The 26,502-nt window shown below is 67.1% G+C and carries 25 protein-coding genes and 1 other RNA gene; 12 read left to right on the forward strand and 14 right to left on the reverse strand.

Translation table 11 applies throughout. The features are described from left to right. The 4 genes from rsmH to METRZ18153_RS0105225 form a co-directional block, all read right to left on the reverse strand. Nucleotides 1–915 carry a 16S rRNA (cytosine(1402)-N(4))-methyltransferase RsmH gene (gene rsmH, locus METRZ18153_RS0105215; RefSeq protein WP_020163729.1) on the reverse strand — a complete coding sequence of 305 codons (915 nt, stop codon included), beginning with the start codon at nt 913–915 and terminating at the stop codon, nt 1–3. 162 nt (nt 916–1,077) lie between these two features. Further along, nucleotides 1,078–1,530: a division/cell wall cluster transcriptional repressor MraZ gene (mraZ, locus tag METRZ18153_RS0105220; RefSeq protein WP_020163730.1), complete on the reverse strand. Its 453-nt coding sequence runs from the start codon at nt 1,528–1,530 to the stop codon at nt 1,078–1,080. A gap of 345 nt (nt 1,531–1,875) precedes the next feature. After that, nucleotides 1,876–2,278: RNase P RNA component class A (rnpB, locus tag METRZ18153_RS20425), an RNA gene on the reverse strand. A 42-nt stretch (nt 2,279–2,320) separates the two neighbouring features. Continuing rightward, nucleotides 2,321–4,741, reverse strand: coding sequence for a putative bifunctional diguanylate cyclase/phosphodiesterase (locus tag METRZ18153_RS0105225; RefSeq protein ID WP_020163731.1), 2,421 nt, complete (start codon nt 4,739–4,741; stop codon nt 2,321–2,323). A gap of 271 nt (nt 4,742–5,012) precedes the next feature. Here METRZ18153_RS0105225 and METRZ18153_RS0105230 point away from each other — a divergent pair, with 271 nt between their 5' ends. Further along, nucleotides 5,013–7,361 carry a PAS domain-containing sensor histidine kinase gene (locus METRZ18153_RS0105230; protein WP_029143564.1) on the forward strand — a complete coding sequence of 783 codons (2,349 nt, stop codon included), beginning with the start codon at nt 5,013–5,015 and terminating at the stop codon, nt 7,359–7,361. Here the strand turns inward: METRZ18153_RS0105230 and METRZ18153_RS0105235 are convergent. Further along, entirely contained in the window at nt 7,285–8,865 is a 1,581-nt protein-coding gene (locus tag METRZ18153_RS0105235) for an NAD(P)-binding protein (protein WP_020163732.1), read from the reverse strand. The genes METRZ18153_RS0105230 and METRZ18153_RS0105235 overlap by 77 nt on opposite strands. Continuing rightward, nucleotides 8,862–10,442 (reverse strand): polyamine aminopropyltransferase, encoded by a 1,581-nt coding sequence (locus tag METRZ18153_RS0105240; RefSeq protein ID WP_020163733.1) that lies wholly within the window; start codon nt 10,440–10,442, stop codon nt 8,862–8,864. The genes METRZ18153_RS0105235 and METRZ18153_RS0105240 overlap by 4 nt, the downstream gene beginning before the upstream one ends. A 58-nt stretch (nt 10,443–10,500) precedes the next feature. On the opposite strand from METRZ18153_RS0105240, the gene METRZ18153_RS0105245 reads away from it, so the two are divergent. The 6 genes from METRZ18153_RS0105245 to METRZ18153_RS0105270 all read left to right on the forward strand — a co-directional run bounded on the left by METRZ18153_RS0105245 (nt 10,501) and on the right by METRZ18153_RS0105270 (nt 15,759). Next, nucleotides 10,501–10,902 (forward strand): DUF350 domain-containing protein, encoded by a 402-nt coding sequence (locus tag METRZ18153_RS0105245; protein WP_020163734.1) that lies wholly within the window; start codon nt 10,501–10,503, stop codon nt 10,900–10,902. A 143-nt stretch (nt 10,903–11,045) separates the two neighbouring features. Beyond that, entirely contained in the window at nt 11,046–12,056 is a 1,011-nt protein-coding gene (locus METRZ18153_RS0105250) for an SPFH domain-containing protein (protein WP_020163735.1), read from the forward strand. Between the two features lie 8 nt (nt 12,057–12,064). Next, nucleotides 12,065–13,558, forward strand: coding sequence for a DUF4178 domain-containing protein (locus tag METRZ18153_RS0105255; RefSeq protein ID WP_020163736.1), 1,494 nt, complete (start codon nt 12,065–12,067; stop codon nt 13,556–13,558). Nucleotides 13,559–13,560: 2 nt separating this feature from the next. Then, the gene (locus METRZ18153_RS20960; RefSeq protein WP_018228375.1) at nt 13,561–13,704 is read left to right on the forward strand and encodes a hypothetical protein; all 144 of its coding nucleotides are present in this window, start codon (nt 13,561–13,563) and stop codon (nt 13,702–13,704) included. Then, entirely contained in the window at nt 13,701–14,072 is a 372-nt protein-coding gene (gene speD, locus METRZ18153_RS0105265) for an adenosylmethionine decarboxylase (RefSeq protein WP_020163737.1), read from the forward strand. The genes METRZ18153_RS20960 and speD overlap by 4 nt, the downstream gene beginning before the upstream one ends. Nucleotides 14,073–14,145: 73 nt before the next feature. Continuing rightward, entirely contained in the window at nt 14,146–15,759 is a 1,614-nt protein-coding gene (locus METRZ18153_RS0105270) for an NAD(P)/FAD-dependent oxidoreductase (RefSeq protein ID WP_020163738.1), read from the forward strand. A gap of 34 nt (nt 15,760–15,793) precedes the next feature. Here METRZ18153_RS0105270 and METRZ18153_RS0105275 read toward each other — a convergent pair whose 3' ends face one another. The 4 genes from METRZ18153_RS0105275 to METRZ18153_RS0105290 all read right to left on the reverse strand — a co-directional run bounded on the left by METRZ18153_RS0105275 (nt 15,794) and on the right by METRZ18153_RS0105290 (nt 18,425). Continuing rightward, complete coding sequence (locus METRZ18153_RS0105275) at nt 15,794–16,756, reverse strand: hydrolase (RefSeq protein ID WP_020163739.1); 963 nt, start codon at nt 16,754–16,756, stop codon at nt 15,794–15,796. Nucleotides 16,757–16,769: 13 nt separating this feature from the next. Further along, on the reverse strand, nt 16,770–17,201 hold the full coding sequence (locus tag METRZ18153_RS0105280; protein ID WP_019919274.1) for a YybH family protein: 432 nt from the start codon (nt 17,199–17,201) through the stop codon (nt 16,770–16,772). Between the two features lie 11 nt (nt 17,202–17,212). Further along, nucleotides 17,213–17,425: a zinc-finger domain-containing protein gene (locus METRZ18153_RS0105285; RefSeq protein ID WP_018228380.1), complete on the reverse strand. Its 213-nt coding sequence runs from the start codon at nt 17,423–17,425 to the stop codon at nt 17,213–17,215. Nucleotides 17,426–17,504: 79 nt separating this feature from the next. Next, the gene (locus METRZ18153_RS0105290; protein ID WP_019919273.1) at nt 17,505–18,425 is read right to left on the reverse strand and encodes a branched-chain amino acid transaminase; all 921 of its coding nucleotides are present in this window, start codon (nt 18,423–18,425) and stop codon (nt 17,505–17,507) included. Between the two features lie 96 nt (nt 18,426–18,521). On the opposite strand from METRZ18153_RS0105290, the gene METRZ18153_RS0105295 reads away from it, so the two are divergent. From METRZ18153_RS0105295 to mnmA, 3 genes are read left to right on the forward strand one after another with little or no spacing between them, the layout of a single operon-like run. Beyond that, nucleotides 18,522–18,977, forward strand: coding sequence for an NUDIX hydrolase (locus METRZ18153_RS0105295; RefSeq protein ID WP_020163740.1), 456 nt, complete (start codon nt 18,522–18,524; stop codon nt 18,975–18,977). Further along, nucleotides 18,977–19,531 (forward strand): hypothetical protein, encoded by a 555-nt coding sequence (locus METRZ18153_RS0105300; RefSeq protein WP_020163741.1) that lies wholly within the window; start codon nt 18,977–18,979, stop codon nt 19,529–19,531. Before METRZ18153_RS0105295 ends, METRZ18153_RS0105300 begins: the two co-directional genes overlap by 1 nt. Then, entirely contained in the window at nt 19,524–20,666 is a 1,143-nt protein-coding gene (gene mnmA, locus METRZ18153_RS0105305) for a tRNA 2-thiouridine(34) synthase MnmA (protein ID WP_020163742.1), read from the forward strand. The genes METRZ18153_RS0105300 and mnmA overlap by 8 nt, the downstream gene beginning before the upstream one ends. A gap of 47 nt (nt 20,667–20,713) precedes the next feature. Here the strand turns inward: mnmA and METRZ18153_RS0105310 are convergent, their stop codons facing one another. Continuing rightward, entirely contained in the window at nt 20,714–21,322 is a 609-nt protein-coding gene (locus METRZ18153_RS0105310; RefSeq protein WP_029143567.1) for a glutathione S-transferase, read from the reverse strand. Nucleotides 21,323–21,472: 150 nt separating this feature from the next. Here METRZ18153_RS0105310 and purB point away from each other — a divergent pair, with 150 nt between their 5' ends. Further along, nucleotides 21,473–22,840: an adenylosuccinate lyase gene (purB, locus tag METRZ18153_RS0105315; protein WP_020163744.1), complete on the forward strand. Its 1,368-nt coding sequence runs from the start codon at nt 21,473–21,475 to the stop codon at nt 22,838–22,840. 20 nt (nt 22,841–22,860) lie between these two features. Further along, on the forward strand, nt 22,861–23,181 hold the full coding sequence (locus tag METRZ18153_RS0105320) for a DUF2322 family protein (protein WP_020163745.1): 321 nt from the start codon (nt 22,861–22,863) through the stop codon (nt 23,179–23,181). 67 nt (nt 23,182–23,248) lie between these two features. Here METRZ18153_RS0105320 and secF read toward each other — a convergent pair whose 3' ends face one another. The 3 genes from secF to yajC all read right to left on the reverse strand — a co-directional run bounded on the left by secF (nt 23,249) and on the right by yajC (nt 26,455). Next, nucleotides 23,249–24,187, reverse strand: a complete 939-nt coding sequence (gene secF / locus METRZ18153_RS0105325) for a protein translocase subunit SecF (protein WP_019919266.1) — start codon at nt 24,185–24,187, stop codon at nt 23,249–23,251. Nucleotides 24,188–24,214: 27 nt separating this feature from the next. Then, entirely contained in the window at nt 24,215–26,065 is a 1,851-nt protein-coding gene (secD, locus tag METRZ18153_RS0105330; protein ID WP_020163746.1) for a protein translocase subunit SecD, read from the reverse strand. Nucleotides 26,066–26,128: 63 nt separating this feature from the next. Beyond that, on the reverse strand, nt 26,129–26,455 hold the full coding sequence (yajC, locus tag METRZ18153_RS0105335) for a preprotein translocase subunit YajC (protein ID WP_019919264.1): 327 nt from the start codon (nt 26,453–26,455) through the stop codon (nt 26,129–26,131). Between the last annotated feature and the right edge of the window lie 47 nt (nt 26,456–26,502).

Genomic DNA, 26,502 nt, shown 5'->3' on the forward strand with positions numbered 1-26,502 from the left:
TCAGGCCACCTTCTCGGCCACGCGCAGCGTGGCGCTGCGCGCGCGCGGATTGCGCGCGACTTCGTCGTTGCCGGCGCGGAAGCGGCCGATCAGTTTCATCGTCGGCTTAGGCAGCTGGTCGGCGCGCAGCGGCAGGTTGCGCGGCGGCTGCGGCGGCGAGGCCTGGTCGGCCATGTAGCGCTTGACGATGCGGTCTTCCAACGAGTGGAAGGAAATCACCGCCAGCCGGCCGCCCGGTCGGAGCGCGGCCAGCGCCTGCGGCAGCACTAGCGAAAGCTCTTCAAGCTCCTGATTGATGAAAATCCGTAGAGCTTGAAAGCTGCGCGTCGCCGGATGCTGGCCCGCCTCGCGCGTGCGGACAGCGGCCGCCACGATCTGGGCAAGCTGGTATGTGGTGTCGACAGGCCGCTCGCTCCGAGCAGCAACAATCGCCTTTGCAATCGCTGAAGCAAACCGTTCTTCGCCATAGTCCCTGATGACCTCCCTGATGTCTGCTTCGTCGGCGCGGGCGAGCCACTGCGCCACTGTTTCGCCCCGGCTGGTGTCCATGCGCATGTCCAGCGGTGCGTCCTGCCTGAAACTCATGCCGCGCGCCGCTTCGTCGAGCTGCGGTGACGACACGCCGATGTCGAGCAGCACGCCATCCACGCCGTGCACGCCCAGTTGTTCGAGTACTGCACCCATTTCCGCAAAGCGCGCGTGCACCAGCGTGAAGCGCGGGTCGGTAATGGCCTGACCGGCGGCGATGGCCGACGGATCGCGGTCGAGCGCGATCAGCCGGCCACCCGGACCCAGGCGCGCGAGCAGCGCGCGGCTGTGCCCGCCGCGACCGAAAGTGCCATCGACGTAGACGCCATCGGGACGCACCGCCAGTGCGTCGAGCGCCTCGGCGAGCAGTACGGGGATGTGTTCCATCTCAACCCCGCCCGAACTTCTGCGAGGAAGGAAGCGCCGACCCCTCGGAGGGCAGCGAACGGAGTGAGCGTGGGGGCACGAGCGCCGCCCGCCGGGCCGTCCCAAGGGCGAGCGCAGCCCCCTCGGGGGGCAGCGAACGGAGTGAGCGTGGGGGCACCATTCTCAGAGCCTGAAGGAACTGATGACTTCAGACGGCAGGGGCACTGCGCCTTCGCGGGCGTCGCGCGCAGCCGCCTCGGCGTTCCAGCGGCCTTCGTCCCACAGTTCGAAGCGGTTGCCGCGGCCGACCAGCATGACGCCCTTGGTCAGGCCGGCGCGTTCGCGCAGGTCGGCGCCGAGCAGCAGGCGGCCGGCGCGATCGATGGATTCGTCGCGCGCATTGGCGGTGAAGCTGAGCTTGAAATCGTTGCTGGCCTGATCGAGGTCGGGCAGCTGGTCGAGGCGGGCGAGCAGAGCCTCGAATTCGGGCAGCGGGTAGAGAAGGATGTGCTCGCGGGTGCGCGCCGTCATCACGATCTCGCCCTCGCACATGTCCATCAGCTTCTTGCGCGGACGAGCGGGGATGACGATGCGGTGCTTGTCATCCATGGTGAGGCGGGTCGTCCCGTAGAACATGCGCGTGCCCGTGTAAGCCCGTCAGCAGCGACGGGCTGGAGTGGCGGTCAGAGTCGTCTTTCCCACAATCACTCCACTTTTTATCCAATATTGCTCCACTTTAGCCATCAAGCAGCGGGTGGTCAATAGCTGGAATGCGCCAAATCTATTTCTGCAACAAGGACTTAGCGGTAATATTCCACAAAGTCGTGAAATAAAAACCCTTTGTTTTTAATGGGATAGAAAATGAACTGAATGTGCGGTGTGAACAGATGCCCGCGCCATGCCGCTTCGTGGGGCGAAGTGGACGAAAGTGGGGCGGGTGTGCAGCCGAGTGGGGGAAATGCGGGAGGCTGGCCGGGCAGGAGTGGAAGTCCGCCTGTAAGCCGGGTTCTGTTGTGCGCGAACGCACCGGCAACCATTCATCTGGGCGACGTGTTACCACGCCGCTCGAGCAGCCTACCCGGAAGCGACGCGAGCCGCGTCATGGCTTCCCTATTTGGCCTTGCCCCGGATGGGGTTTTGCATGCCGTGCACGTTGCCGCACACGCGGTGGGCTCTTACCCGGCGTTGCCGCCCGCCCGAAGGCGCACCATTTCAACCTTGCCTGTGCCTTGCGGCCATCGGCGGTATGTTTTCTGTTCCACTTTCCGTCGCCTTGGGCCGCGCTTTCACGCGGCTTGCTGCGCCCGGCCGTTAGCCGGCATCCTGCTCTGCGGGGCCCGGACTTTCCTCCGCGCTTGCGCGCCGCGGTTGCCCGGCGGACTTCCGGCGCGGATTCTACCGCACCGCAACCTGCCGCCCCGGACGATCAGGCGTTGACCGGCTCGGCCGCGGCCTTGTGCAGCGCCGCGAACGTGTCGGCGTCCACCGCCGCGCTGAACAGGAAGCCCTGGAACTCGTCGCAGCCCTGCTGCAGCAGGAAGTCGCGCTGCGCCGTCGTTTCGACGCCCTCCGCCACGACCGAGCGCTGCAGGCTGTGCGCCAGCGCGACGATGGCGCGGGCGATCGAACAGGCGTCCGCTTCGTCAGGCAGGTCGGCGACGAAGGCGCGGTCTATCTTGATGCAGTCGATCGGGAAGCGCTTCAGGTAGGCGAGCGACGAGTGGCCGGTGCCGAAATCGTCGATGGCAATGCGCACGCCAAGCGCGTTGAGCGCGTGCAGCAGTTTGACCGAACGCTCGGGGTGATCCATCAGCAGGCTTTCGGTGATTTCCAGTTCAAGCGCGTCGGCTGCCATGCCGCTGTGTTCGAGCACGCGGCCGACCTGGTCGGCAAAGCCGCGATCGGCCAGCTGACGGGCCGACACATTGACCGACACACTGATCGGCGGCAGCCCGGCCTGGAGCCAGGCGGCGTTCTGGCGGCAGGCGGTTTCGAGCACCCACAGGCCGATCTGCACGATGAGGCCGGTTTCTTCCGCCATGCCGACGAACTGGCCCGGCGACAGCAGGCCGCGCTGCGGGTGCTGCCAGCGCAGCAGCGCTTCGCAGCCGACGATGCGTGCCGTGCCACCAGCGACGCGTACCCGCGGCTGGTAATGCACGACCAGTTCGCCGCGTTCCAGTGCTTGGCGCAGGTCCGCCTCCAGCGCCAGCTGCTGCGACGAGCGCCTGCTCATGTACACCGAGTAGAACTCGTACTGGTTCTTGCCCTTTTCCTTGGCGCGATACATCGCGAGGTCGGCGTTCTTGCGCAGGGCCTGCACGTCTTGTCCGTCGGTCGGGTACTGACTGATGCCGATGCTGGCGGTGACCGAGTAATCGCGTTCGTCGATGGCGATCGGACGGCCGATCTGTTCGAGCACCTTCTGCGCAACGGTGGCCGCCTCGCTGTTGGCTTCGATGCCTTCGATCAGCACGACGAACTCGTCGCCGCCCAGGCGGGCGACGATGTCGGTGTCCCGCAGCGAGGCGCGCAGGCGCTGCGCCACCTCGACCAGCACCAGATCGCCGGCGTCGTGGCCCAGCGTGTCATTGATGATCTTGAAACGGTCGAGGTCGATGAACATCAGCGCGAGCCGTGTGTCCAGCGCATGGGCGGCGACCAGCGCGCGCTGCAGTTCGATCTGGAACAGGGCGCGGTTGGGCAGGCCGGTCAGTTCGTCGTAGTGGGCGAGCTGGCGAACGCGCTCTTCCGCGTCGCGGCGTTTGGATACGTCCATCACCGTGCCGTCGATGATGACCACCTCGCCGCTGGCGTCGCTGACCGGATTGCCGCGCTCATGTATCCAGCGCTGACCGCGGCCCGGGACCTGGATGCGGTACTCGGCCTCATAGGGCCGGCCCTCGCTGCGCGCCGCCTTCCACGCCGCTTCGATGCGACCGCGGTCGGCATCGGCGATGCGGTCGAGATAGTCGCCCCATGCGGGCATCCAGCCGCCGTCGTCGCCTCCGAGCATGCGCCGCGCCTGGTCCGACCACTCGGTCTGTCCACGATCGACGCGGTGCGACCAGCTGCCCACTTCGGCCAGACGCTGCGCCTCGCGCAGGCTGGCTTCACTCGTGCGCAGATCGAGTTCGACCTGCTGCGACTCGCGCAACATGCGTCGCGTCAGCATCACGCCGACGACCAGCGACAGGCTGCTGACCACCAACATTGCCACGTTGAGGCCGCGGTGTATGCGGCGCGAAATGTCGCCGAGTGTCCACGAGAAGCGGACGGCCACCGACTCCAGCGTGGCATTGAGCTGGCGTACGCGCAGCGTCAGTACCGCGCGCTCGTCCGCCGTCAGGCTGCCGGCGCTGATCTGGCCGTGGGCGACGCGCGCTACCGCATCGATCTCGCCGATCAGCCGGTCGCCTTCGGTCCACAGATCGATCGCCTCGCGCATCGGTGGCGCCCAGCGGAACCAGACGAACAGGCGGATCAGGCTGGGCACGTCGCCCGCGTCGTTGCCGCCATCGAGGAAGCCTTGAGCTGCGGCAGCGCGGTCTGGGTCCGGCCGGTCGAGCGCTTCGCGTGCCCGGCGGTCGCCGAGCGTGATGCCGATGTTGCGGCGGTAGTCCGCGTAGTCGGCCTGGTCGCCCGAGGCGACGTAGTCGAGCAGGTGCATCACCGCCGCCTTCTGCCCCTTGCTCCACAGGCTCTCGCCGCTGACATAGGCGCGGGCGCCGGACATGATTTCCATGCTCAGCGCGGCCAGCGCCAGCAGTAACAGCACGATGGCGATCAAGGGCCACAGCAGGAACAGACGATTACCCGGCGACAGGCTGCGCGCGTTCGCATCCATGCGGGGGCGTAGGCGTCTGTCGTTCGGGATCTGTTTCGGCTGCGGGGTGTCGGCGGACGGCAAATGCGCCTCCTGCATGTCCTGATTCTGACGGGCAGTCTAGCGCGCAGGCGCTTCGGCGCGCATCGTGCATGGTGATTTCATGCGCTGGACCCGGCTGCAGTCCGTGATGCCTTTCACATCGTCCGGCCATTCCGGCCAAGGCTCAAGATTCGCCGGTCGGCGGCCGTTCAATACAGGTCGCCCGAACCCCGCTGACCTTCCCGTGCCGATGAGCTCGCTGTGCCATCTCGGTCGCCATGTCGCCCGCCACTGGCTGGCCTACCTGCTGCTTGCACTGACAGCCGGACTGCTGGCGGCCGATCTGTCTCACCTTTTCGGCGCCGCGGTGCACGCGCGCTCGGCGGGGTCCGGCGTCGCGCTGACGCTGGTGCCGACCCTGATCGCCTGCGTCGCGCTGTGGGCGGCCGGGACGAGGTTGGACACCACACGGCGCGAACTCGATCACCTGCACGGCGTTCTCGAACGCGCGCAGACGCTCGGACGCACCGGCACCTGGGAGCACGAGGCGGGGGCTTTCGACTGGTCGCCGCGGGCGCTTGCCATTCTTGGGCTGGACGCAACCCGCGTGCGTGGTTTCGACGATCTGCTCGGTCATGTTGCCGTCGAGGACCGGGGGCAGCTTGAGCGGGCTTGGCGCGCCGCGCTGGCCGGTGCGCGTCACCGGACCGAAGTCTGTCTGACCGACGGCCGGGGCGAGGTGCGCCGGGTGCTGTTCGAGGGCCGTCTGGAGTCGGGACAGGAGGGCGACGCGCCGCGCCTGGCCGGCATCGTCCAGGACATGAGCGAGCCTTACCGGATGCAGGGCGAGTTGCGACGCGCGATGCGCTATCAGCGGGCGCTGCTCGACAATTTCCCCTTCATGGTGTGGCTGAAGGACCGCGATCTGCGCTTCCTGGCCGTCAACCGGCCGCTGGCCGAGGCCGGCGGGCTGGCCCACCCGGACGATGCGCGCGGCCTCGACGACGACGATCTGTGGCCGACCGAGCAGGCGATCGCCTATCGTGTCGAGGACATCGAGGTATTGCAGAGCCGCGCACCGAAGTATTCGGAGTCGGTCATCGACAGCGGTGATCGGCGTCACTGGTTCGAGGCATGGACGGCGCCGGTGCTGGACGAGGACGGCGGCCTGCTGGGCACGGTCGGTTACGCGCGCGACATCAGCGAGCGCAAGCGCGTCGAGGCCGCGCTGGCGCGCAGCCGCGATCAGTTCGCGATGCTCGGCCGGCTGCAGGCCCGCTTCATCGCCGGCGAGCCGGCGGATGCGGTGTTCGCCGGCATGCTCGACATCCTGTGCGAGCTGTCCGGCTGCGACGACGGCTTTCTCGGCGAGGTTGCCCGCGACGCGAACGGCACGGCGCACATCGGCCTGCTGGCCTGCCGCGAGACCGACTGGCTCAGCGAGCGCGCCGACCTGATCGAAGGCGTGCTGAAGGCGGGTGGCCGCAGCTGCGTGTCCGGCAGCATCGTCGCCGCCGGTGCCGACTCGGCTGCCGGGCGCGGGTTGCTCTGCATCGCCGTAACCCGTGGCGAACTGCTGACCGGCCTGATCGGTCTGGCGGCGAGCGATGGTCGGATCGACGACGACCGTCTGGCCAGCGTGCAGGGCGCGGCGAGCACCTTCGGGCTCATTCTCGAAGCCGGTTTGCGCGAACGGGCGCGTCAGCATGCCGAAGCCGAACTGATGCGCCACCGCGACCGGCTGACCGAGCTGGTCGAGATGCAGCTGAAGGACAGCGCTGCCGCTCAGCGCACGGCCGAACTGGCAAATGGCGCGAAGAGCGCCTTCCTCGCCGGTGTGTCGCACGAACTGCGCACGCCGATACACGCCATTCTGGGCTTCGCCCGCATCGCGTTGCGCGGTCGACCTCCGTTGTGCGACGTCACTCGCCATCGCTTCGAGGTGATCCGTGAAAACGGCGAACGGCTGCTGGCTCAGGTCGATGAACTGCTCGACCTGTCGCGCCTCGGCGCCGGCACGCTGTGCCTTCAGCGCAGCCTGTGTGCGCCGCGCGAGCTGCTTGACGAGGCCTTGCGTGCCTGCGCCGGCGGACAGCAGATCAGCGTGACGCTGCAGGTCGGCGACGACAGGATGATCGACGCCGATCCGGTACGGCTGCAGCAGGCTCTGCGTACCTTGCTCGAACACGCGCTCCGCCGCTCGTCGGCGGGCAGCCCGGTCGGCGTGCTCGTGTCGCCCACGTCGCGTGACGGATACAGCGGCGTCACGGTCAGTGTGCGCAGCAAGGGACTGCGCATGACGGAAGCGGAGCTGGACAGCCTGTTCGATCCGTTCGGACCTGCCGCGACGCAGCGTCCGCCAGGCGGTGGAACCGGCGCCGGCCTTGCCATCTGCCGCGAAATCGTCAGCCTGCACGGCGGCCGGGTGGAGGCCCGCGCGGCGGATGCGACCGACGCGGCCGAAACCTCGCTCCAGATCGATGTCTGGCTGCCGGCCGCCTCGTGCGACGAGGTGGAGCGCCTCAGTGGCGGCCGAGCAGCGTCCGTGCGGCCTGATCTCCCCACCACGCCGCCTCTTCGAACAGCGACAGACCGCTGACATCCGCGTGGGCGTGCAGCACGCGCCCGCCGCGGTCACGCAGCGCGCGCGCCGGCGCGTCGATGAAGCCCGGTTGCGGTATCGCCATCGCGTGCGCGCGCAGCACCAGTTCGACCGCCCGGATGCGCCGACGCCAGCGGGCGTCGTAGGCGAGGTCGAGGTCGGCGAGAGCGAGGTCCAGCAGTGCCGCGTCGTCAGCCGAAGCCAGCCAGCGGCGTGCCTCGGCTGCGTCTGTCCAGCCCGACTGGTAAGCAGTGAATACGGTTGCCGGTGGCCGAGCGACACGGGTGAGCTGGTGGGTCGCGACCACGTAACCGAGGCCGCGACCTTCGTGCACTACGTTGTCCCAGGCCAGGTCGACGCCAGGTCGCTCGTGTGGAAAGCCATCGAGCAGCACGTTGGCGACCAGCCAGGGCGCGGTTGGCGGCAGCGCTTCGCGTGGCAGGCTGGCGGTCAGTTCGGGGTCGATCCGGTGGGCGACGTGCAGCGGCATCGCGCAGATCGCGTGCCCGGCCTGCAACAGCAGGCTGCGTCCGTCAGGCGCGAGTACCGTGATGTTCACCGCGCTGCGACCGCCGCGCAGCTGGACGGCGTGTCCGGCCACAGTCCGCGTGTTGCCGAGTCGCGCGCGCAGGCCGGCGGTCAATGCCGACAAGCCTTGCGGCCACGTCAGTACCGTGCCGGCTTCCGCGTTGCGGGCTTCGCCGCGCCGGCTGCAGAAGTAGTGCAGGCCGGCCCAGGCCGAGATCTCGCCGGCCGGCGCACCGTAGTCGTCGCGCATCGCGTAGTCGATGTAGCGGCGCAGCGCCAGGTGGCGATGCGACTGCGCGTCGAGCCAGGCTGCGAAGCTGACGCGGTCGAGCGCACGCAGTGCGACGTCTCGCGAACAGGCGGCCAGCGGCACGGTGAAGGCGAACAGGCCGTCGGTGCCGCGGCGCGCAGCCCAGTCGCGCATCGCCGCCTCGAAGCGGTCGGCTGCGGCGACGTCGTCCGCCGTCGAACGCGGCAGCAGGCCTTCGTGCCAGAGGCCGCCCGCGAACGTGCGTTCGGCGGCCGGATGGACCAGAACCTGTTCGTCGTACTCGGGCGCGGCGGCGCCCGGGGCGCCGTACAGCACGCCGAGATCGGCCAGCATGTCGCGCACGTGAGTCGCCTCGCGGCCGGGCAGCGGCAGGTAGTGCGCACCGCGCGGGCAGGCGATGCCGCCGAGCGCGCCCGCGGCCGCATTGCCGTCGGGCTCCGGACCGTCGACCAGCACCACGTCGCGCTGCCCTTCGCGCGCCAGTCGCCAGGCGGCGGTCAGCCCGGCAACGCCGGAACCGAGAATGGCGACCGCGCAGCGCAGTTCGCCGGATGGCGTTGGCAGCGCGGCCGTGTCGCGCAGAGCGTGGCCCTCGCGCATGCCCGGCCGCAGCACGCTGATCGCGGGCGGCGTGCGCACATCGCCGCAGGCGGCGAACAGCGGCAGACTGGCAGCCGCGGTCAGGAAGCTGCGTCGCTTCATCGCATCTGCCGCGACCAGTCTTCTTCGAAGTAATGCACCAGCATCTGCGTGTTCAGCCGGTTCGGCTCGACCGCCGGCGCGCGCATGTCGGGCGGGAAGTCGAACATCTGCGCCAGCGTGGGTGCGTCGAGATGGCGCAGTCCGGCAGGCAGGGCGAGCGGTGGCCGGTAGCCTGCGTCGCGGCCGGCGATGATGAAGCCCCAGTCGCCGAAGCTGGGCACGCTGGCGTGATAGGGCGCGGTGTGCAGGCCGGCCTCGCGCAAGGTGGCGTCCACGCACCAGTAGGCGCGCGGCGCGTACCAGGGCGAGGTGGACTGCACGACGATCAGTCCGCCGGGTGCCAGATGGCGCGCCATCAGGCGGTAGATCGGTACCGCGTACAGCTTGCCCAGCGCGTAGTGCGACGGGTCCGGGAAGTCGGCGACGATGAGGTCCCAGCCGGGAGCGGGCGCGGTCTCCAGCCACTGTGCGGCGTCGGCATTGACGGTGCTCACGCGCGCGTCGCGCAGTGCGTAGGCATTCAGCGCGGCCAGATCGTCGGTGTCGCGGAACAGGCGGGTCATCGCCGGGTCGAGTTCGACCAGCGTCACCTGCTCGACCTGTGGGTACTTCAGCACTTCGCGCACCGCCAGACCGTCGCCGCCGCCCAGCACCAGCACGCGCTTCGCGTGTGGCAGCGCGGCCAGTGCCGGGTGCACCAGCGCTTCGTGGTAGCGGTGCTCGTCGCGGGTGGAGAACTGCAGGTTGCCGTTCAGGTAGAGCCGGGTGTCGTCCTGCCAGCGGGTGAGCACGATGCGCTGGAAGGGCGTGGTTTCCTGATGAACGATGACGTCGCCGTAGAGGCCGGCCTCGGCCGCATCGGTCAGCTTCTGCGCCCAGGCCAGTGCGCCAAGCAGCACCGCCAGCACCAGCCAGCCGCGCAGCATCAGTGCGCGCGCCTGTGGCAGTTCGGCGCGGTAGCGGTGGGTCACCCATAGACCGATGCCGGCGTTGAGCAGGCCGAATACCACCGCCGTGCGCGCCAGTCCGAGCAGCGGTGCGAACACCAGCGGGAACAGTAGTGACACCGCCAGCGCACCGAGATAATCGAAGGTGAGCACCTTGCTCACCAGCGCCTCGAAAGCCTGCTTGCGCTGGTGCAGCAGGCGCATCACCAGAGGGATTTCCATGCCCACCAGCACTCCGATCAGCAGCACGATGGCGTACAGCGACACGCGGAAGGGGCTGCCGGCCCAGGCATAGATCAGGAACAGCGCGCAGGCCGACAGGCCGCCGAGCAGGCCCACCATCAGTTCGATGTCGATGAAGCGCGCCAGCACGACCTTTTCGTCTACATACTTCGACAGGTGGGAGCCGATGCCCATGGCGAACAGGTAGGCGCCGATGATGGTCGAGAAGCGCAGCACCGATTCGCCCAGCAGATAACTTGCAAGCGCACCGGCAATCAGTTCATAGGCCAGTCCGCATGAGGCGACGACGAAAACCGCGACGATGAGCCCGGGGTGGTGTGAGCCAGCGTCCGTGCCGGGTGTCGCGGTGCCATGCAGATCGGGTTCAGGGCGGGATTGCGGCGGCATGGGGCAGCGGCTAGAGTGCGTGCGCACAGACCACGGAGAAGGTTGGAGACGCGCAATCATGCCGCAACTGCCGGTCGATCAGTTCTACCTCTATCTGAAGCACCTGCTGTCCGGGCTGATCATGGTCGGCCTGTTCGCAGCCGTCTATGTGCGCTTCACGCCCTTCCACGAAATGCCGCTGATCCGCCGCGGCTGCACCGCTGCCGCGCTGTCGCTGGCCGGCGCCATCGTCGGCTTCTCGCTGACCGTGGCATCCAGCATTCTGCACAACGACCACTACCTGATGTTCGTCGCCTGGGGCACGCTGGCGGCGGTGGTGCAGGTGGCGGCCTATCTGCTGATCGAGCGCAGCCTGCCGGAAATGAAGGCGGCAATCGAAGCGAACAATATGGCGATGGGTGCGCTGATGGGCACGGTGTCGCTGGTGGTCGGCGTGATCAATGCCGCCTGTCTTTCCTGAGATGAAGGCCCCCACGCTCACTGCGTTCGCTGCCCCCCGAGGGGGCTGCGCTCGCCCTTGGGGGCGGCCCTGCGGGCGGCGCGGGCCCCGTTCAGGCGTCGTTGTAAGGTGACGAACAGTGGAACAACTGAGAGGAGTCGACGATGGGTATCGGTGATTTCATCAAGAAGCAGTTCATCGACGTACTGCAGTGGAACGAGGACGGCGACGGGGTGCTGGCCTGGCGCTACCCGATGCAGGACTTCGAAATCCAGTACGGCGCGAAGCTGACGGTGCGCGAGTCGCAGATGGCGGTGTTCGTCAATGAAGGCAAGGTGGCCGACGTGTTCGGACCCGGCCTGCACACGCTGAACACGAATACGCTGCCCATCCTCACCTACCTGCAGAACTGGGACAAGCTGTTCCAGTCGCCCTTCAAGAGCGACGTCTACTTCTTCAGCACCCGCCTGCAGCTCGGCCGCAAGTGGGGCACGCCGCAACCGGTCACGGTGCGCGACAAGGATTTCGGCATGGTGCGGCTGCGCGCCTTCGGCATGTACTCGTACAAGCTGGCCGACCCGAAGAAGTTCTTCACCGAAATAAGCGGCACGCGCGACACCTACACGGTCGACGACCTCGAAATGCAGCTGCGCAATCTGGTCGTGTCGACGATGAGCAGCACCCTCGGCAATTCCGCTGCGCCCTTCCTCGACATGGCGGCCAATCTGGGCGTCATGTCGGACGCGGTGAAGGCGGCGATGACGCCGGTGTTCGAGCGCTACGGCGTGGCGATCGACAATTTCGCGGTCGAGAGCATCTCGCTGCCGGAAGAACTGCAGAAGGCACTCGACACCCGGATTTCGATGGGCATGGTCGGCAATATGGCCACCTACACCCAGTACCAGACCGCCAACGCGATTCCGCTGGCCGCGCAGAACGAGGGCGGGCTGGCCGGCATCGGCGCGAGCCTCGGTGCCGGCCTCACGATGGGGCAGGTGATGACCGAGGCGATGCGCAACGCACAGGCCGGTGCGCCGGCTGCGCCCGCGGCAGCGACCGATGCGCCCGAGGTCCGTCTGGGCAAGCTGAAGTCCTTGCTCGACGGCGGGCTCATCACGCAGGCCGACTATGACACGGCCAAGGCCGAAGTGATCAAGCAGATCACCGGCGGCTGAACGTCCGCATGGCGATGTATCAGGTGGCCTGCCCCGGCTGCGGGGCACCGGTCGAGTTCCGTTCGGCCGCTTCGCGCATGGCAGTGTGCGGCTATTGCCGCACCACGCTGCTGCGCGACGCCGACGCGGTGCGCGACATCGGCAAGCAGGCGGCGCTGATCGAAGACCACTCGCCGGTGCAGATCATGACCAGCGGCCAGTACGCCGGTCAGGGTTTCACCGTGGTCGGCCGCATCCAGCTGCGCTACGAGCACGGCGTGTGGAACGAGTGGTATCTGCTGTTCGACGACGGCAGCAGTGGCTGGCTGGGCGATTTCGCCGGTCAGTTCGTCATTGCGCGGCCGGACGGCGATGCGGTGGGGCCACCGCTGTTCGACAAGGTCGAGCCGGGCAACCGCTGGTCGCACGGGGGCACCTTCTGGCATGCGTCCGACATCCGCAAGGCGGAGTGCGTCGCGGCCGAGGGCGAACTGCCGTTTCCGGTCGATGCGCGCTGGGTGGCGCGAGTGATCGACTACCGCCATCGCGACGAATTTCTGACGCTGGACTATTCCGATCTGCCGCCGGTCTGCTACCGCGGGCGTGCCGTGTCGCTGGCCGGTCTGTACGCCCAGCGTCTGCGTGATGTGGACGCCGTCGCGGCGCGCGCAGGGCGGCTGCAGGGCGGTGTGGCCACGCTCATTTGCCCGGCCTGTGGCGCGCCGGCCGCGGTGGTGCCCGGTGCTACCCAGCACCTCACCTGTCCGTCCTGCCGGTCGCAGATTTCGCTGGCGGCCGGTCAGGCCGAAGTGATCAGCCGTCAGGCGGCGGACGAACGCGCGGTCAGCGCCACCCTGCAGGCGGGCGAAACGCTGACCATCGAAGGTCTGGCCTGGCGGGTGATGGGCTGGCTGCGCTGCGGCGTGCCGGCCGACGCGTCTGAACCGGAGTGGTTCGAATACCTGCTGTACGCGCCGCAGGCCGGATTCTCCTGGCTGGTGGAAACCCGCCAGGGCTGGCAGCGCGCCCGCGTACTGAACGCCTGGCCCGAGAGCTTCACCGCCACCGCGGCGACGCTGGGCGGCAAGGCCTTTGTGCGTCGCTACCTCTATGTGGCGGAAGTACGTCAGGTGGTGGGTGCCTTTCCGTGGCGGGCGCATGCCGGCGACCGCACGGAGATCGGTGAATACGTGCAGGGCGACCGGGTGCTCAATCTGGAGCGCAGTGAGCACGAGATGGGCTGGTCGCTGGCCGAACCGGTGTCGCTGGATCAGGTTGCCAGCTGGGCGGGCCGCAGGCTGGCGTCCATCGCACCGGCGCCCGCCGGCCTGAACACGGAAAAGCCGATGCTGCTCGATGCGGCGGGCAAGGCCACGCTGAAGCCGCTTGCCTGGACCTTCACCGGCCTGATCGGCCTGCTGAACCTGCGCTACATCCTGCCCTTCAACTTCGATGCGCTGGTGGTGACCGGCATTGCGCTCTATCTGCTGTGGCTGCCGCTGACCGTGAAGGAATTCGACTGACCATGCGGGTGTTCTACGGCATCTACGCGCTCGTGCTGCTGCTGATCAGCCTGGCCATCAATGCAGACGACGACGGTGGCGGTCGTTCGCGCTCGTACTCGTCCGGCTCCGGATCGGGTTCGTCCTGGGGCTCGGGGCATAAATGAGCGTGCCGCCGATAGGCCTGCACGTGCTGCTCGACCTGTATGGCGTCGAGCCGGCCCGGCTTGAGGATTGCGCGCGGATCGAAGCCGTGTTGAGCGAGGCGGCCCGCGTCGCCGGCGCCCGTGTGCTCGGCGCGCGCTTTCACCCATTTGGCCCCGGTCAGGGCGTGACCGGCGTGCTGCTGCTGGCCGAGTCGCACATCAGCATCCACACCTGGCCGGAACACGGCTACGCCGCGGTGGACGTGTTCATGTGCGGCGAGGCCGAGGCGATGACCGCCGCCACGCTGATCGGCGAACGCCTGCGCGCCGGGCGCATCGATGTGCGCGAGTGCGCGCGCGGCCTGAGCGGCGAAAGGCATGCTGGTTAATGCGCGCCGTTTCCGGTCTGCACCGGCGAGCGGGTAAACTGACGGGCTGGCTTATAGACAAGGCCCTGCCTCGATGCTCAGACTGACCGAAATAAAACTCCCGCTCGATCACCCGGAAGAAGCGCTGCGCGCCGCCGTGCTGGAAAGGCTGCGAATCGCCGATGCCGATCTGCTGTCCGTTCATGTGTTCCGCCGCGGCTACGACGCCCGCCGTCGCTCGGCCATCCACCTGATCTACACGCTGGACGTCGAACTGCGCGACGAGGCGGCGGTGCTGAGGGCGCAGAAGCCGTCACCGCACCTGCAGCCGACGCCGGACACGCGATACCGGTTCGTTACCCACGCGCCCGACGGCCTGAGCCGCCGGCCGGTGGTGATCGGCATGGGGCCGTGCGGCATCCTCGCCGCGCTGTTGCTGGCGCAGATGGGATTCCGCCCCATCGTGCTGGAGCGGGGCAAGGCGGTGCGCGAGCGCACCCAGGACACCTGGGGCCTGTGGCGCAAGCGGGTGCTCAATCCGGAGTCGAACGTGCAGTTCGGCGAGGGCGGCGCCGGTACCTTTTCCGACGGCAAGCTCTACAGCCAGATCAAGGACCCGAAGCATTACGGCCGCAAGGTGCTGACCGAATTCGTCAAGGCCGGCGCGCCGGACGAAATCCTCTACGTGAGCAAGCCGCACATCGGCACTTTCCGGCTGGTCGGCATGGTCGAGAAGATGCGCGCGGAGATCGAGTCGCTGGGTGGCGAAATCCGCTTCCAGGCGCGGGTCGAAGACCTCGTCATCGAGGACGGCGCAGTACGCGGCGTCAAGCTGGCCGACGGCAGTGAGATCGCCACCGACCACGTGGTGCTGGCCATCGGCCACAGCGCGCGCGACACCTTTGCCATGCTTTACGAGAAGGGCGTCTACGTCGAGGCCAAGCCGTTTTCGGTGGGCTTCCGCATCGAGCATCCGCAGAGCCTGATCGATCGCGCGCGCTTCGGCGACTTCGCCGGTCATCCGGTACTGGGCGCGGCCGACTACAAGCTGGTGCATCACGCGAAGAACGGCCGCTCGGTCTACAGCTTCTGCATGTGTCCGGGCGGCACCGTGGTCGCCGCGACCTCGGAAGAGGGTCGCGTGGTCACCAACGGCATGAGCCAGTATTCGCGCAACGAACGCAATGCCAACGCCGGCATCGTGGTCGGCATTTCGCCCGAGCAGGACTACCCCGGTCATCCGCTGGCCGGCATCGACCTCCAGCGTTCGCTGGAATCCCGTGCTTTCGAACTGGGTGGCGGCGACTACAGCGCGCCCGGGCAACTGGTCGGCGATTTCGTCGCCGGCCGGCCATCGAAGGCGCTGGGCACCGTCGAGCCGAGCTACAAGCCGGGCGTCACGCTGGGCAGCCTCGCCACCGCTCTGCCCGAGTATGCGATCACGGCGATGCGCGAGGCCTTGCCGGCATTCGACCGGCAGATCAAGGGTTTCGCGATGCATGACGCAGTGCTGACCGGTGTCGAGACGCGGACCTCGTCGCCGATCCGCATCAAGCGTGATCCGGTCAGCTACCAGAGCCTGAATACGCGCGGCCTCTATCCGGCGGGCGAGGGGGCGGGCTACGCTGGCGGCATCCTGTCGGCGGCCGTCGATGGCATCGAGGTGGCCGAGGCGGTCGCGTTGAGCATGGTTGCGGGGGCCGCCTGACGGCAGTTCCGCTCATTCGCCCGGACGATCCGGATCAGGCGCCAGTATCGAAGAAGTGCAGCACGCGCTGCGGCAGCCAGTCGAGCCGGCCCTTCGGCGCGCCGCTGACATAGCCGACGTGGCCGCCCTGCGCGGTGTATTCCGGTCGCACGTCGGACGACAGCAGATCAGGTGTGGCGAGCGACCAGGCGGGCACCATCGGATCGTTCAGCGACTGCAGCAGCAGCAGCGGCGTGCGCACCGCCTTCAGCAGCGGGCGTGATGCACAGCGCGTCCAGTAGTCGTCGGCGTCACGGAAACCGTGGATCTGCGAGGTGACCGCGTCGTCGAAGGCGCGGATCGAATTGCAGGCGGCGATGGCCGCCTCGTCCAGCAGGCCGGGGAAACGCTGCGCCTTGAGCAGCGCGCGCGGTTTCATCGTGCGCAGGAAGTAGTGCGTGTAGACGCGGTTGAAGCCCTCGTCCAGCGCGCGGCCGGCGGCGCCCAGGTCAACCGGTGCGCAGACCGAGGCGGCGGCGGTAAGCCACTTCGACGCCGCCTGCCCCTGTTCACCCAGCCATTTGCACAGCACGTTGCCGCCCAGCGACACGCCGACGGCGTACACCGGTCGGCCTTCGTTGCGCGGTACGACGCGCGGCAGCAGCCAGTCGAGTTCGGCGCTGTCGCCCGAGTGGTAGGCGCGCAGCAGCCGGTTCGGCTCACCCGAGCAGCCGCGCGCGTGGACGACTGCGCCGTTCCAGCCGCGCGCGGCCAGCGCATGCATCAGCGCCTTCGCGTAATGACTGCCGGAACTGCCTTCGAGCCCGTGAAAGAGCAGCACCAGAGGTTGTCCGGCCTGCCGCGGCAGCCAGTCGATATCGACGAAATCGCCGTCCGGCGTGTCGAGGCGTTCGCGTACGAGCGTCGGCATGGCCTGCGGGATGAAGCGCGGCCAGATGGTCTGTGCGTGGCCGCCGGGCAGCCACGATGCCGGACGGAAGGGCGGCGGGGCGGTCACGCCGGGCGCGGTGTCAGTGAAGAATCTTCGGCGCGTCGCCGACGTCGTGCGCGGCAGGCAGCGGCGATGCGTGGTGCAGCACCATATGCCAGCCGAGCGGCCCGCGTGCGTAGACGTTGGTCACCGCAAGCAGCGGCCGCGGCTGGCGCTCGCCCGCCACGGTGACCGTTTCCTGCACGCTGTGGATGGCCTGCAGCGCGCCCTGGATGACCAGCGCATTGCCGATGCGCACATCCGCGTGCGCGGCGGCGAAGCTGCGCCGCCACGCTTCGCGCACCGCCTCGTAGCCGCTGGCGCGCTGGCAACCGGCGAGGATGCACACGATGTCGTCCTCGTCGGCCCACACGGCCATCATGCCTTCGATGTCACCGCGGTTACGCGCGTCGTAGAAGGCGGTTTCCGCCTCCTGGGCCGACGCGAAGAAGGTCTTGCGCTGGACTTCCATCCGCGCGCCGCTCAGTGGCCGGCGATCGCCGGACCGTGGTAGCTGTAGCGGGTACCGCAGTACGGACAGGCGGCCTGCCCGGTCTTGGTCACGTCGAGGAAGACGCGCGGGTGGCGCGCCCACAGCGGCGCACCGGGGAGCGGGCAATGCAGCGGAAGGTCGTTCGCGCTGACTTCGATTTCGCGTGCGTGGTCGCGGCTGGAATCGTTACCGGCTTGGGTCATTTCAATGTGCTCCGGGCAGGGAGAGGGCGCGCAGGCGCCGCGGAACGGGAAAGGTGCGCGGCAAGGGCCGCGCACCGGTTCAGATCCTGGTGAGCCAGCGATGGTATTCCGGCGCGCGGCCGTTCACCACGTCGAAGAAGCGGGCCTGGATCTTCTCGGTGACCGGGCCGCGGCTGCCGGCACCGATGATGCGGCCGTCCAGTTCGCGGATCGGCGTCACCTCGGCGGCGGTGCCGGTGAAGAAGGCTTCGTCCGCGGTGTAGATGTCGTCGCGGGTCAGGCGCTTGGACACGACCTGGTAGCCCAGTTCGGCGGCGATCTCGATCACCGACGCACGCGTGATGCCGACCAGTGCCGATGCGATTTCCGGTTCGTAGATCTTGTTGTCCTTGATCACGAACAGGTTTTCGCCCGCGCCTTCGGCGACGAAACCATCGACGTCAAGCAGCAGCGCTTCGTCGTAGCCGTGTTCGGTCGCTTCCATATTGGCGAGGATGGAGTTCGCGTAGGTGCCGGAATACTTGGCGCGGCACATCGACACATTGACGTGATGGCGCGAGTAGGACGAGGTCTTCACGCGGATGCCGCGCTTCAGGCCGTCCTCGCCAAGGTAGGCGCCCCAGGGCCAGGCGGCGATCGACACGTGCACCGAAGCGCCGCGGGTCGAAATGCCCATCTTTTCTGAGCCGAAGAAGGCGATCGGACGGATGTAGCAGGATTCCAGCTTGTTGGCGCGCACCACTTCGAGCTGCGCTTCCATCAACTCTTCGCGGCTGTACGGCATCTTCATCATGTAGATGTGCGCCGAATTGAACAGCCGGTCGGTGTGTTCCTTGAGACGGAAGATGGCGGTGCCGATTTCCGTGTTGTAGGCGCGTACGCCCTCGAAGACCGCCAGACCGTAGTGCAGCGAGTGCGTCAGTACGTGCGTGGTGGCCTCGCGCCAGGGCACCATCTTGCCGTCGTACCAGATAAAACCGTCGCGGTCGGCCATCGACATGGGAAACACTCCAGAGATTGCGGTAAACCAACGATTTTAGCCGAAGCCGGCCGTTCGGCGGCGGTCCTGGCGTGCCCGCCGCGTTAAAATCGCCGCATGAGCGAACGCATCTGGAAACCCAACGTCACGGTGGCCGCGCTGATGGAAGACCGCGGCCGCTTCCTGATGGTGGAAGAGCACACCTCCGGCGGACTCATGCTGAACCAGCCCGCCGGTCATCTCGAAGAGGGCGAATCGCTGGTCGAGGCCTGTGCCCGCGAGGCCATGGAAGAGACGGCCCACCCCTTCGAGCCGCGCGAACTGGTCGGCGTGTACCAGTGGCGGCGACCGGACGGCGAAGTGACCTATCTGAGATTCGCCTTTGCCGGCGACGCCGGAGAGCAGATCGCCGGGCGCGCGCTGGACGACGGCATCGTCCGTGCGATCTGGATGACGCCGGCCGAGATCGAAGCCAGTCGCGCCCGGCACCGCAGTCCGCTGGTGTGGGCCTGCGTGCAGGACTGGCTGGCCGGCGTCCGTTTGCCGTTGACGGTCGTGCGGCATTTTTCCTGATGCGTCGTGCCGCTTGCCTGCTGACGCTGCTGCTGAGCGTGACGGCCGCACGCGCGGATCACGCGACCGCCCTCGACGTCTGCTTCAACTACAGCTGCCTGACGACGCAGACCGTGCTCTACAGTGAGGCGCACATCAGTTCGCTGCGCAATGAAATGCAGCTGGCGAACGATGCGGCGGAAGAGCGGCTGCGGCTGCAGGATGCCATCGCCCGCATGTACCGCTGGGCGGGCGAACAGACGCCCATTCACGTCGACCGCGCTGGCGATTTCCTCGACGACGGCGCTTACGGGCGCATGGACTGCATCGATCATGCGCACACCACGGAGCGCATGCTGGAAGCGCTGCAGGCGGCTGGCGCGCTGCGCTTCCACCGCGCAGCCGGCATCGAGCGGCGACGCAGCTGGCTCATCATGCAGCACTTCAGCGCGACAATTGAACAGAACGACGGTGGTGGCCGCTGGGCGGTCGACACCTGGTTTCGCGACCACGCCGAGCCGGCGGTCGTGATGGACATCGAAACATGGAAGGATGGGGGTTACCCGGATGAATGAGGCACTGGCGGGTATCGCACCCGGAAATGGCGAAACCGTCGTCGTCGGCATGTCCGGCGGCGTCGATTCGTCGGTCTCGGCGCTGCTGCTGAAGCAGGCCGGCTACAAGGTGGTCGGCCTGTTCATGAAGAACTGGGAAGACGACGACACCGACGAATACTGTTCGACGCGGCAGGACCTGATCGATGCCGTATCGGCGGCCGACGTGATCGGCATGGACCTCGAAGTCGTCAATTTCTCGGCCGAGTACAAGGACCGCGTGTTTGCCAGCTTCCTGCGCGAGTACCAGGCCGGCCGCACGCCGAATCCTGACGTGCTGTGCAACGCAGAGATCAAGTTCACCGCCTTTCTCGACCACGCGATGCAACTGGGTGCGACCCGCATCGCCACCGGCCACTACGCGCAGGTCAGGGAGTTCGACGGCAGCTTTCAGCTGCTGAAGGGCGAGGACGGTACCAAGGACCAGAGCTATTTCCTGCACCGGCTGAACCAGGCGCAGCTGTCGCGCACGATGTTCCCTGTGGGTCATCTGTACAAGCGTGACGTGCGTCGCATCGCAGCCGACGCCGGGTTGGCGAACGCGGCGAAGAAAGATTCCACCGGCATCTGTTTCGTCGGCGAGCGGCCGTTCCGCGAGTTCCTGCAGCGCTATCTGCCGGTGACGCCGGGCGAGATCCGTGATCTCGACACCGAGCGCGTGCTCGGCCGGCACGATGGGCTGATGTATCACACGATAGGCCAGCGCAAGGGCCTGGGCATTGGCGGCCTGAAGGGCATGGCGGACGACGCCGGCGAGCACGAAGCCTGGTACTCGGCGCGCAAGGACATGGAGAAGAACGTGCTCTACGTCGTGCGTGGCCATGACCACCCGGCCCTGCTGTCGGGCAGCCTGGTGGCGAGCGATCTGTCCTGGGTGTCGGGACGCCCGCCGCACACGCACTGGGTGTATGCGGCGAAGACGCGCTACCGCCAGCCGGACGCGCCGTGCAGCATCGACGCGGTGGATGCCGAGCGCTGCGAAATCGTGTTCGCCGAGCCCCAGTGGGCGGTGACGCCGGGGCAGAGCGTCGTCGTCTACGAGAGCAAGGTGTGCCTCGGCGGCGGCATCATCACCGGGGCGACGCCGGCGGCCTGAGCGCCGCCTTCGAGGTCCGGCGGCGCGGTGCGCCGGACCGTTGTCGCTTACTCGTGCGGCACCGTGTCGGCCAGCGAGGGGCGCTGCATCAGTTTTTCCTGCAGGCGGGCGAGATTGGGATGGGCGGCGCGCCAGTCCAGCTCGGGCATGCGGAAATCGAGGTAACCGAGTGCGCAACCGACCGCGATGTCGGCCAGCGAGATGCCGTTTCCGTGGCACCAGGCCCCGTCGCCGAGGTCTTCCGCCAGGGCGACCAGCGCGCGATCGATCTTGACGCGGTGGCGGGCGATCCAGCCCGCGCTGCGTTCGTCGTCCGGGCGGCGGCGCTCAAGCACGATGGTCACTGCGGCGTCGGTCATGCCGTCGGCCAGCGCCTCCCAGCGCTTGACCAGCGCGCGTTCGCGCGCGGTCGACGGCAGCAGCTTGTTGTTCGGCGCCACACCGTCGAGGTATTCGACGATCACGCGCGAATCGAACAGGCGGGTGTCGTCATCGAGCAGCAGCACCGGAATCTTGCCCAGCGGGTTCAGATCGGGCACGCCGCTGTTGTCCACCCAGGGCGAGTCGATCACGAATTCGCAATCGATCTTCTTTTCGGCGAGCACGACGCGCGTCTTGCGCACGTAGGGGCTGGTGAGGGAACCGACGAGTTTCATGGACAGCACCGTTTGACGACGTCGGAATTATAGCGTCCCGCTTACGGTGGCCACGCCGGAGCCACCGTAAGCACATGATAAAATTCGTGCTGCGTTGCACGACGTGTGTGCGTCGGGCAATTCCTTTCCCTTCTTTCCGCAGGTTTCCTCATGAGTGCCCACACCCTTTCCGCGCTGTCGCCGCTGGACGGCCGCTACGCTGCCAAGCTCGACCCGCTGCGCGGCCATTTCAGCGAGTACGGCCTGATCCGCAATCGCGTCCGCGTCGAGATCGCCTGGCTGCGCGCGCTGGCCGCCAGCCCGCAGATCGCCGAGGTGAAGGCTTTCTCGCAGGCCACGCTGGACGAGCTCGATACGGTCATTCGCGACTTCGGTGTCGATGACGCTGCCGCGATCAAGACCATCGAGGCGCGCACCAATCACGACGTGAAGGCGATGGAGTACTGGCTGAAGGAACGCCTGGCGAAGAATGCCGAAGTGACCGGCGTGTCCGAATTCATCCACTTCGCCTGTACCTCGGAAGACATCAACAACGTGTCGCACGCACTGATGCTGAACGAGGCGCGCACCGAGGTGCTGCTGCCTGCACTCGACGCGGTGATCGAGCGTCTGCGCGGCATGGCGCACGAACTGGCCGACGTTCCGATGCTGTCGCGCACGCACGGCCAGCCGGCCAGCCCGACCACGCTGGGCAAGGAAATGGCCAATATCGCCGCGCGCCTGATGCGCGCCCGCGCGCGCATCGCCGCGGTCAGCCTGACGGCCAAGTTCAATGGCGCCGTCGGCAACTACAACGCCCACCTGTCCGCCTACCCGGATGTCGACTGGCCGCAGTTCAACCGCGAATTCATCGAATCCTTCGGCCTCGAATTCAACCCCTACACGATCCAGATCGAGCCGCACGACGCGATGGCCGAACTGTTCGACGCGATGGGCCGTGCCAACACCATCCTGCTCGACGCCGCACGCGATTTCTGGATGTACATCTCGCTCGGCTACTTCAAGCAGAAGCTGAAGGAGGGCGAGATCGGCAGTTCCACCATGCCGCACAAGGTGAACCCGATCGACTTCGAGAACGCCGAAGGCAATCTGGGCCTGGCCAACGCGGTGCTGCGCCACCTGTCGGAAAAGCTGCCGGTGTCGCGCATGCAGCGTGACCTGACCGACTCGACCGTGCTGCGCAATATGGGCGTGGCCTTTGGCTACAGCGTGCTGGCGCTGGATTCGCTGTCGCGCGGTCTGGGCAAGCTGCTGGCCGAACCGGCCGCGCTGGCAGCTGACCTCGACGCCTGCTGGGAAGTGCTGGCCGAGCCGGTGCAGACGGTGATGCGCCGCTACGGCATCCCCAATCCGTACGAACAGCTGAAGGAACTGACGCGCGGCCGCGGCATCACGCGCGAAGGCCTGCAGGCCTTCATTGCCAAGCTCGATCTGCCGCAGGCCGAGCGCGACCGTCTGCTGGCGATGACGCCGGCGAGCTATATCGGCGACGCGGCCCGTCTGGCCCGCGCCATCTGATCGATTGCGGAGAAACGAAGATGAGTTTTGCGGAAACCCTGAAGACGCTGCCCGGCGTGTCTCACCTGTCGGCGCTGCAGCTTCTGGATGCGGCCGGTGAAGTGGTCGCCACCATCGAGAACAAGCCGGGCCAGGCTGGCTCGCTGGCGGTCTACAACCACCTCGCGCAGCTGCACGGTGCCATCACGCCGGATGCGGCGAAGCAGGCGCTCGACATCTACGCCGAGCACACCGTCGATGCCAGGGCCAACCCGGGCAAGCACCCGAACATAGACCGCCTGATCGCGCTGATCGAGAACGGCCAGACCCTGCGCGTGAAGCAGGTGTTCGCCCAGCCCTGATAGGAACGGGCAGACAAAAAGAAACCCGGCCGCGGCCGGGTTTCTTTTTTGGGTGCAGGGTCTGTGCTCAGACCACCGCTTCCTGCTTCTGCTTGACCGGTTTGGCCAGCTGCTCGCGCTTGACGCCCAGCCACATGACCAGCGGGCTGGCGACCAGCACCGACGAGTAGATGCCGAAGCAGATGCCGATGGTCAGCGCGACTGCGAAGTAGTGCAGCGCCTCGCCACCGAACAGCAGCATCGACAGCACCATCATCTGCGTCGAACCGTGGGTGATGATGGTGCGCGAGATCGTGCTGGTGATCGCGTGGTCCAGCACTTCCGGCACGCTCATCGTGCGCTTGCGTGCATTGCGAAACACTTCGCGCACACGGTCGAACACCACCACCGATTCATTCACCGAATAGCCCAGTACGGCGAGCACCGCAGCCAGCACCGGCAGCGAGAATTCCCACTGGAAGGCGGCGAAGAAGCCGAGGATGATGACCACGTCGTGCAGGTTGGCGATGATGGCCGACACCGCGAAGCGCCACTCGAAGCGCATCGCCAGGTAGATCATGATGCCGATGATCACCAGCATCAGCGCCAGCGAACCGTCGGCGGCCAGTTCCTTGCCGACCTGCGGGCCGACGTACTCGACGCGGCGCAGTTCGGGCTTCGCGCCTTCACCGGCCGACAGTGTGGCCATCACCTGCTGGCTCACCTTGGCCGAGTCGCTGTCCTTGACCAGCGGCAGACGGATCAGCACGTCGCGTGCGGTGCCGAAGTTCTGCACCTGCGGGTCACTGAAGCCGCTGTCGGTCAATGACTTGCGCACCGCGTTCAGATCGGCCGCCTCGCTGTAGGCGACTTCCATCAGCGTGCCGCCGGTGAACTCAACCGACAGGTGCAGGCCGCGCGTGGCGAGAAAGAACACCGCGAGCAGGAAGGTCACCAGCGAAATGACGTTGAACACCAGCGCATGGCGCATGAAGGGGATGTCGCGCCGGATACGGAAGAATTCCATGGCTGTTCAGCTTTCCTTGTATGCGGTTCAGGCGCCTGCGCCCGGTTTCCAGACGGTGCCGATCGACAGCTTCTCGAGCTTGCGGGCACGGCCATAGACCATGTTCACCATCGCGCGCGATACCACCACGGCACTGAACATCGAGGTCAGGATGCCGAGGCAATGCACGACGGCGAAGCCGCGCACCGGGCCTGAGCCGAAGATGAGCAGCGCAAGGCCGGCAATCATGGTGGTGACGTTGGAGTCGAGAATGGTCGCCCAGGCGCGCTCGTAGCCGGCGGTGATCGCCGCCTGCGGGCTGACACCGAGGCGCAGTTCCTCGCGGATGCGCTCGTTGATCAGCACGTTGGCGTCGATCGCCATGCCCAGCGTCAGCGCGATGGCGGCAATGCCGGGCAGTGTCAGCGTGGCCTGCAGCAGCGACAGCAGCGCGATCAGGAACAGCAGGTTGGCGGCCAGCGCGGCGGACGAAATGAAGCCGAACACCATGTAGTAGCCGATCATGAACACGGCGATCGCGAGGAAGCCCCACATCGTCGAGTTGAAGCCCTTGTCGATGTTCTCGGCGCCGAGCGAGGGGCCGATCACGCGTTCCTCGATGATGTCCATCGGCGCAGCCAGCGCGCCCGAGCGGATCAGGATGGCCAGCGTATTGGTTTCCTGCGGGCTGAACTGGCCGGTGATCTGGAAGCGGTCGCCAAACTCGCCCTGAATGGTCGCCACCGAGATCGCCTCGCCGCGGCCCTTCTCGAACAGCAGGATGGCCATCATCTTCTTCAGGTTCTCGCGGGTCACCGTGCGCATGATGCGGCCGCCGGTCGAATCGAGCTTCACGGCGACGGCCGGGCGATTGGCGTCGTCGAACGAGGACTGCGCGGTTTCGAAGCGCTCGCCGGTCAGGATGACCTGCTTCTTCACCGGCACCTGGGTCACGATGCCGTTGCGCGCGCGCTCGGGATAGACCTCAAGGCCGTCCATATTCCCGCTGAGCATCGCCTCCTGGTCGACCAGGCGCACTTCGAGCGTAGCGGTGCGGCCGATCAGGTCCTTGGCCTTGGCCACGTCCTGCACACCGGGCAGCTGGACGACGATGCGGTCCGCGCCCTGCTGCTGGATGATGGGTTCGGCCACGCCCAGTTCGTTCACGCGCTTCTGCAGCGTCAGGATGTTCTGCTTGATCGCCGACTCGCGGATGTCCTTCTCGGCGATTTCCTTCATGCGGCCGGTCAGCACGAAGTCGCCGCCGGATTCGCTGGTGGTCCAGGCCATGTCGGGCAGCACGCTCTCGACCGTGCCGCGCGCGGCGTCGCGGCCGGCGGCGTCGCGGAAACGCAGCGCGAGCGTGTCGCCTTCGCGGTTGATGCCGCCATGACGGATGTTCTTCTCGCGCAGCTGGGTGCGCAGGTCGGACGCCATCGAATCGACACGCTTGGTCAGCGCGCCCTTCATGTCGACCTGAAGCAGGAAGTGCACGCCGCCGCGCAGATCGAGGCCGAGGTACATCGGCAGCGCACCGAAGGAGCGCAGCCAGGTCGGCGATTTCGACAGCAGGTTCAGCGCCACGACGTAGCGGGCGTCATTGGCGTCCGGGTTCAGCGCCTTTTCGAGCACGTCGCGTGTCTTCAGCTGGGTGTCGGTATCGGCCAGGCGCACGCGTACGCCGCTGTTGTCCAGTGTCAGGCCGGTGTGGGCGATGGACGCCTGCTTCAGCGTGTTCTCGACCTGCGACATCAGTTCTGCGTCGATGGTGACGCCGGTGCGCGCCGTCGACACCTGCACGGCCGGGGCTTCGCCGTAGAAGTTGGGCAGCGTGTAGATCAGCCCGAGCAGCAGCGCCACGATCACCAGCGCGTTTTTCCAGAGCGGGTAGCGGTTCATTGCGAGGCGGGAATCAGGAGGGGAAATGCCGGTGGCGCTCGCCACCGGCCGGGCCGGAATGGCTTACAGCGCCTTCAGCGTGCCCTTGGGCAGCACGGTCGATACAGCCTGACGCTGCACCGCGACTTCGACGTTCGGTGCCAGTTCGACGGTGATGAAGTTGTCGCTCACCTTGACGATGCGGCCGGCGACGCCACCCTGGGTGACGACCTCGTCGCCCTTGGCCAGCGCTTCGACCATGGACTTGTGTTCCTTGGCGCGCTTCATCTGCGGGCGGATCATCAGGAACCACAGCACGACGAACATCAGGACGATGGGCAGCAGGCCCATGATGCCGCCGGTGGGATCGGCGGCGCCGGCGGCTTGCGCGTAGGCGGGGGAAATGAGCACGGTGGTCTCCGGTTGGACTTATTTGAAAGCTCGCGAGTATATCAGTC

The sequence above is a fragment of the Methyloversatilis discipulorum genome (assembly GCF_000385375.1).
Taxonomy (GTDB): domain Bacteria; phylum Pseudomonadota; class Gammaproteobacteria; order Burkholderiales; family Rhodocyclaceae; genus Methyloversatilis; species Methyloversatilis discipulorum_A.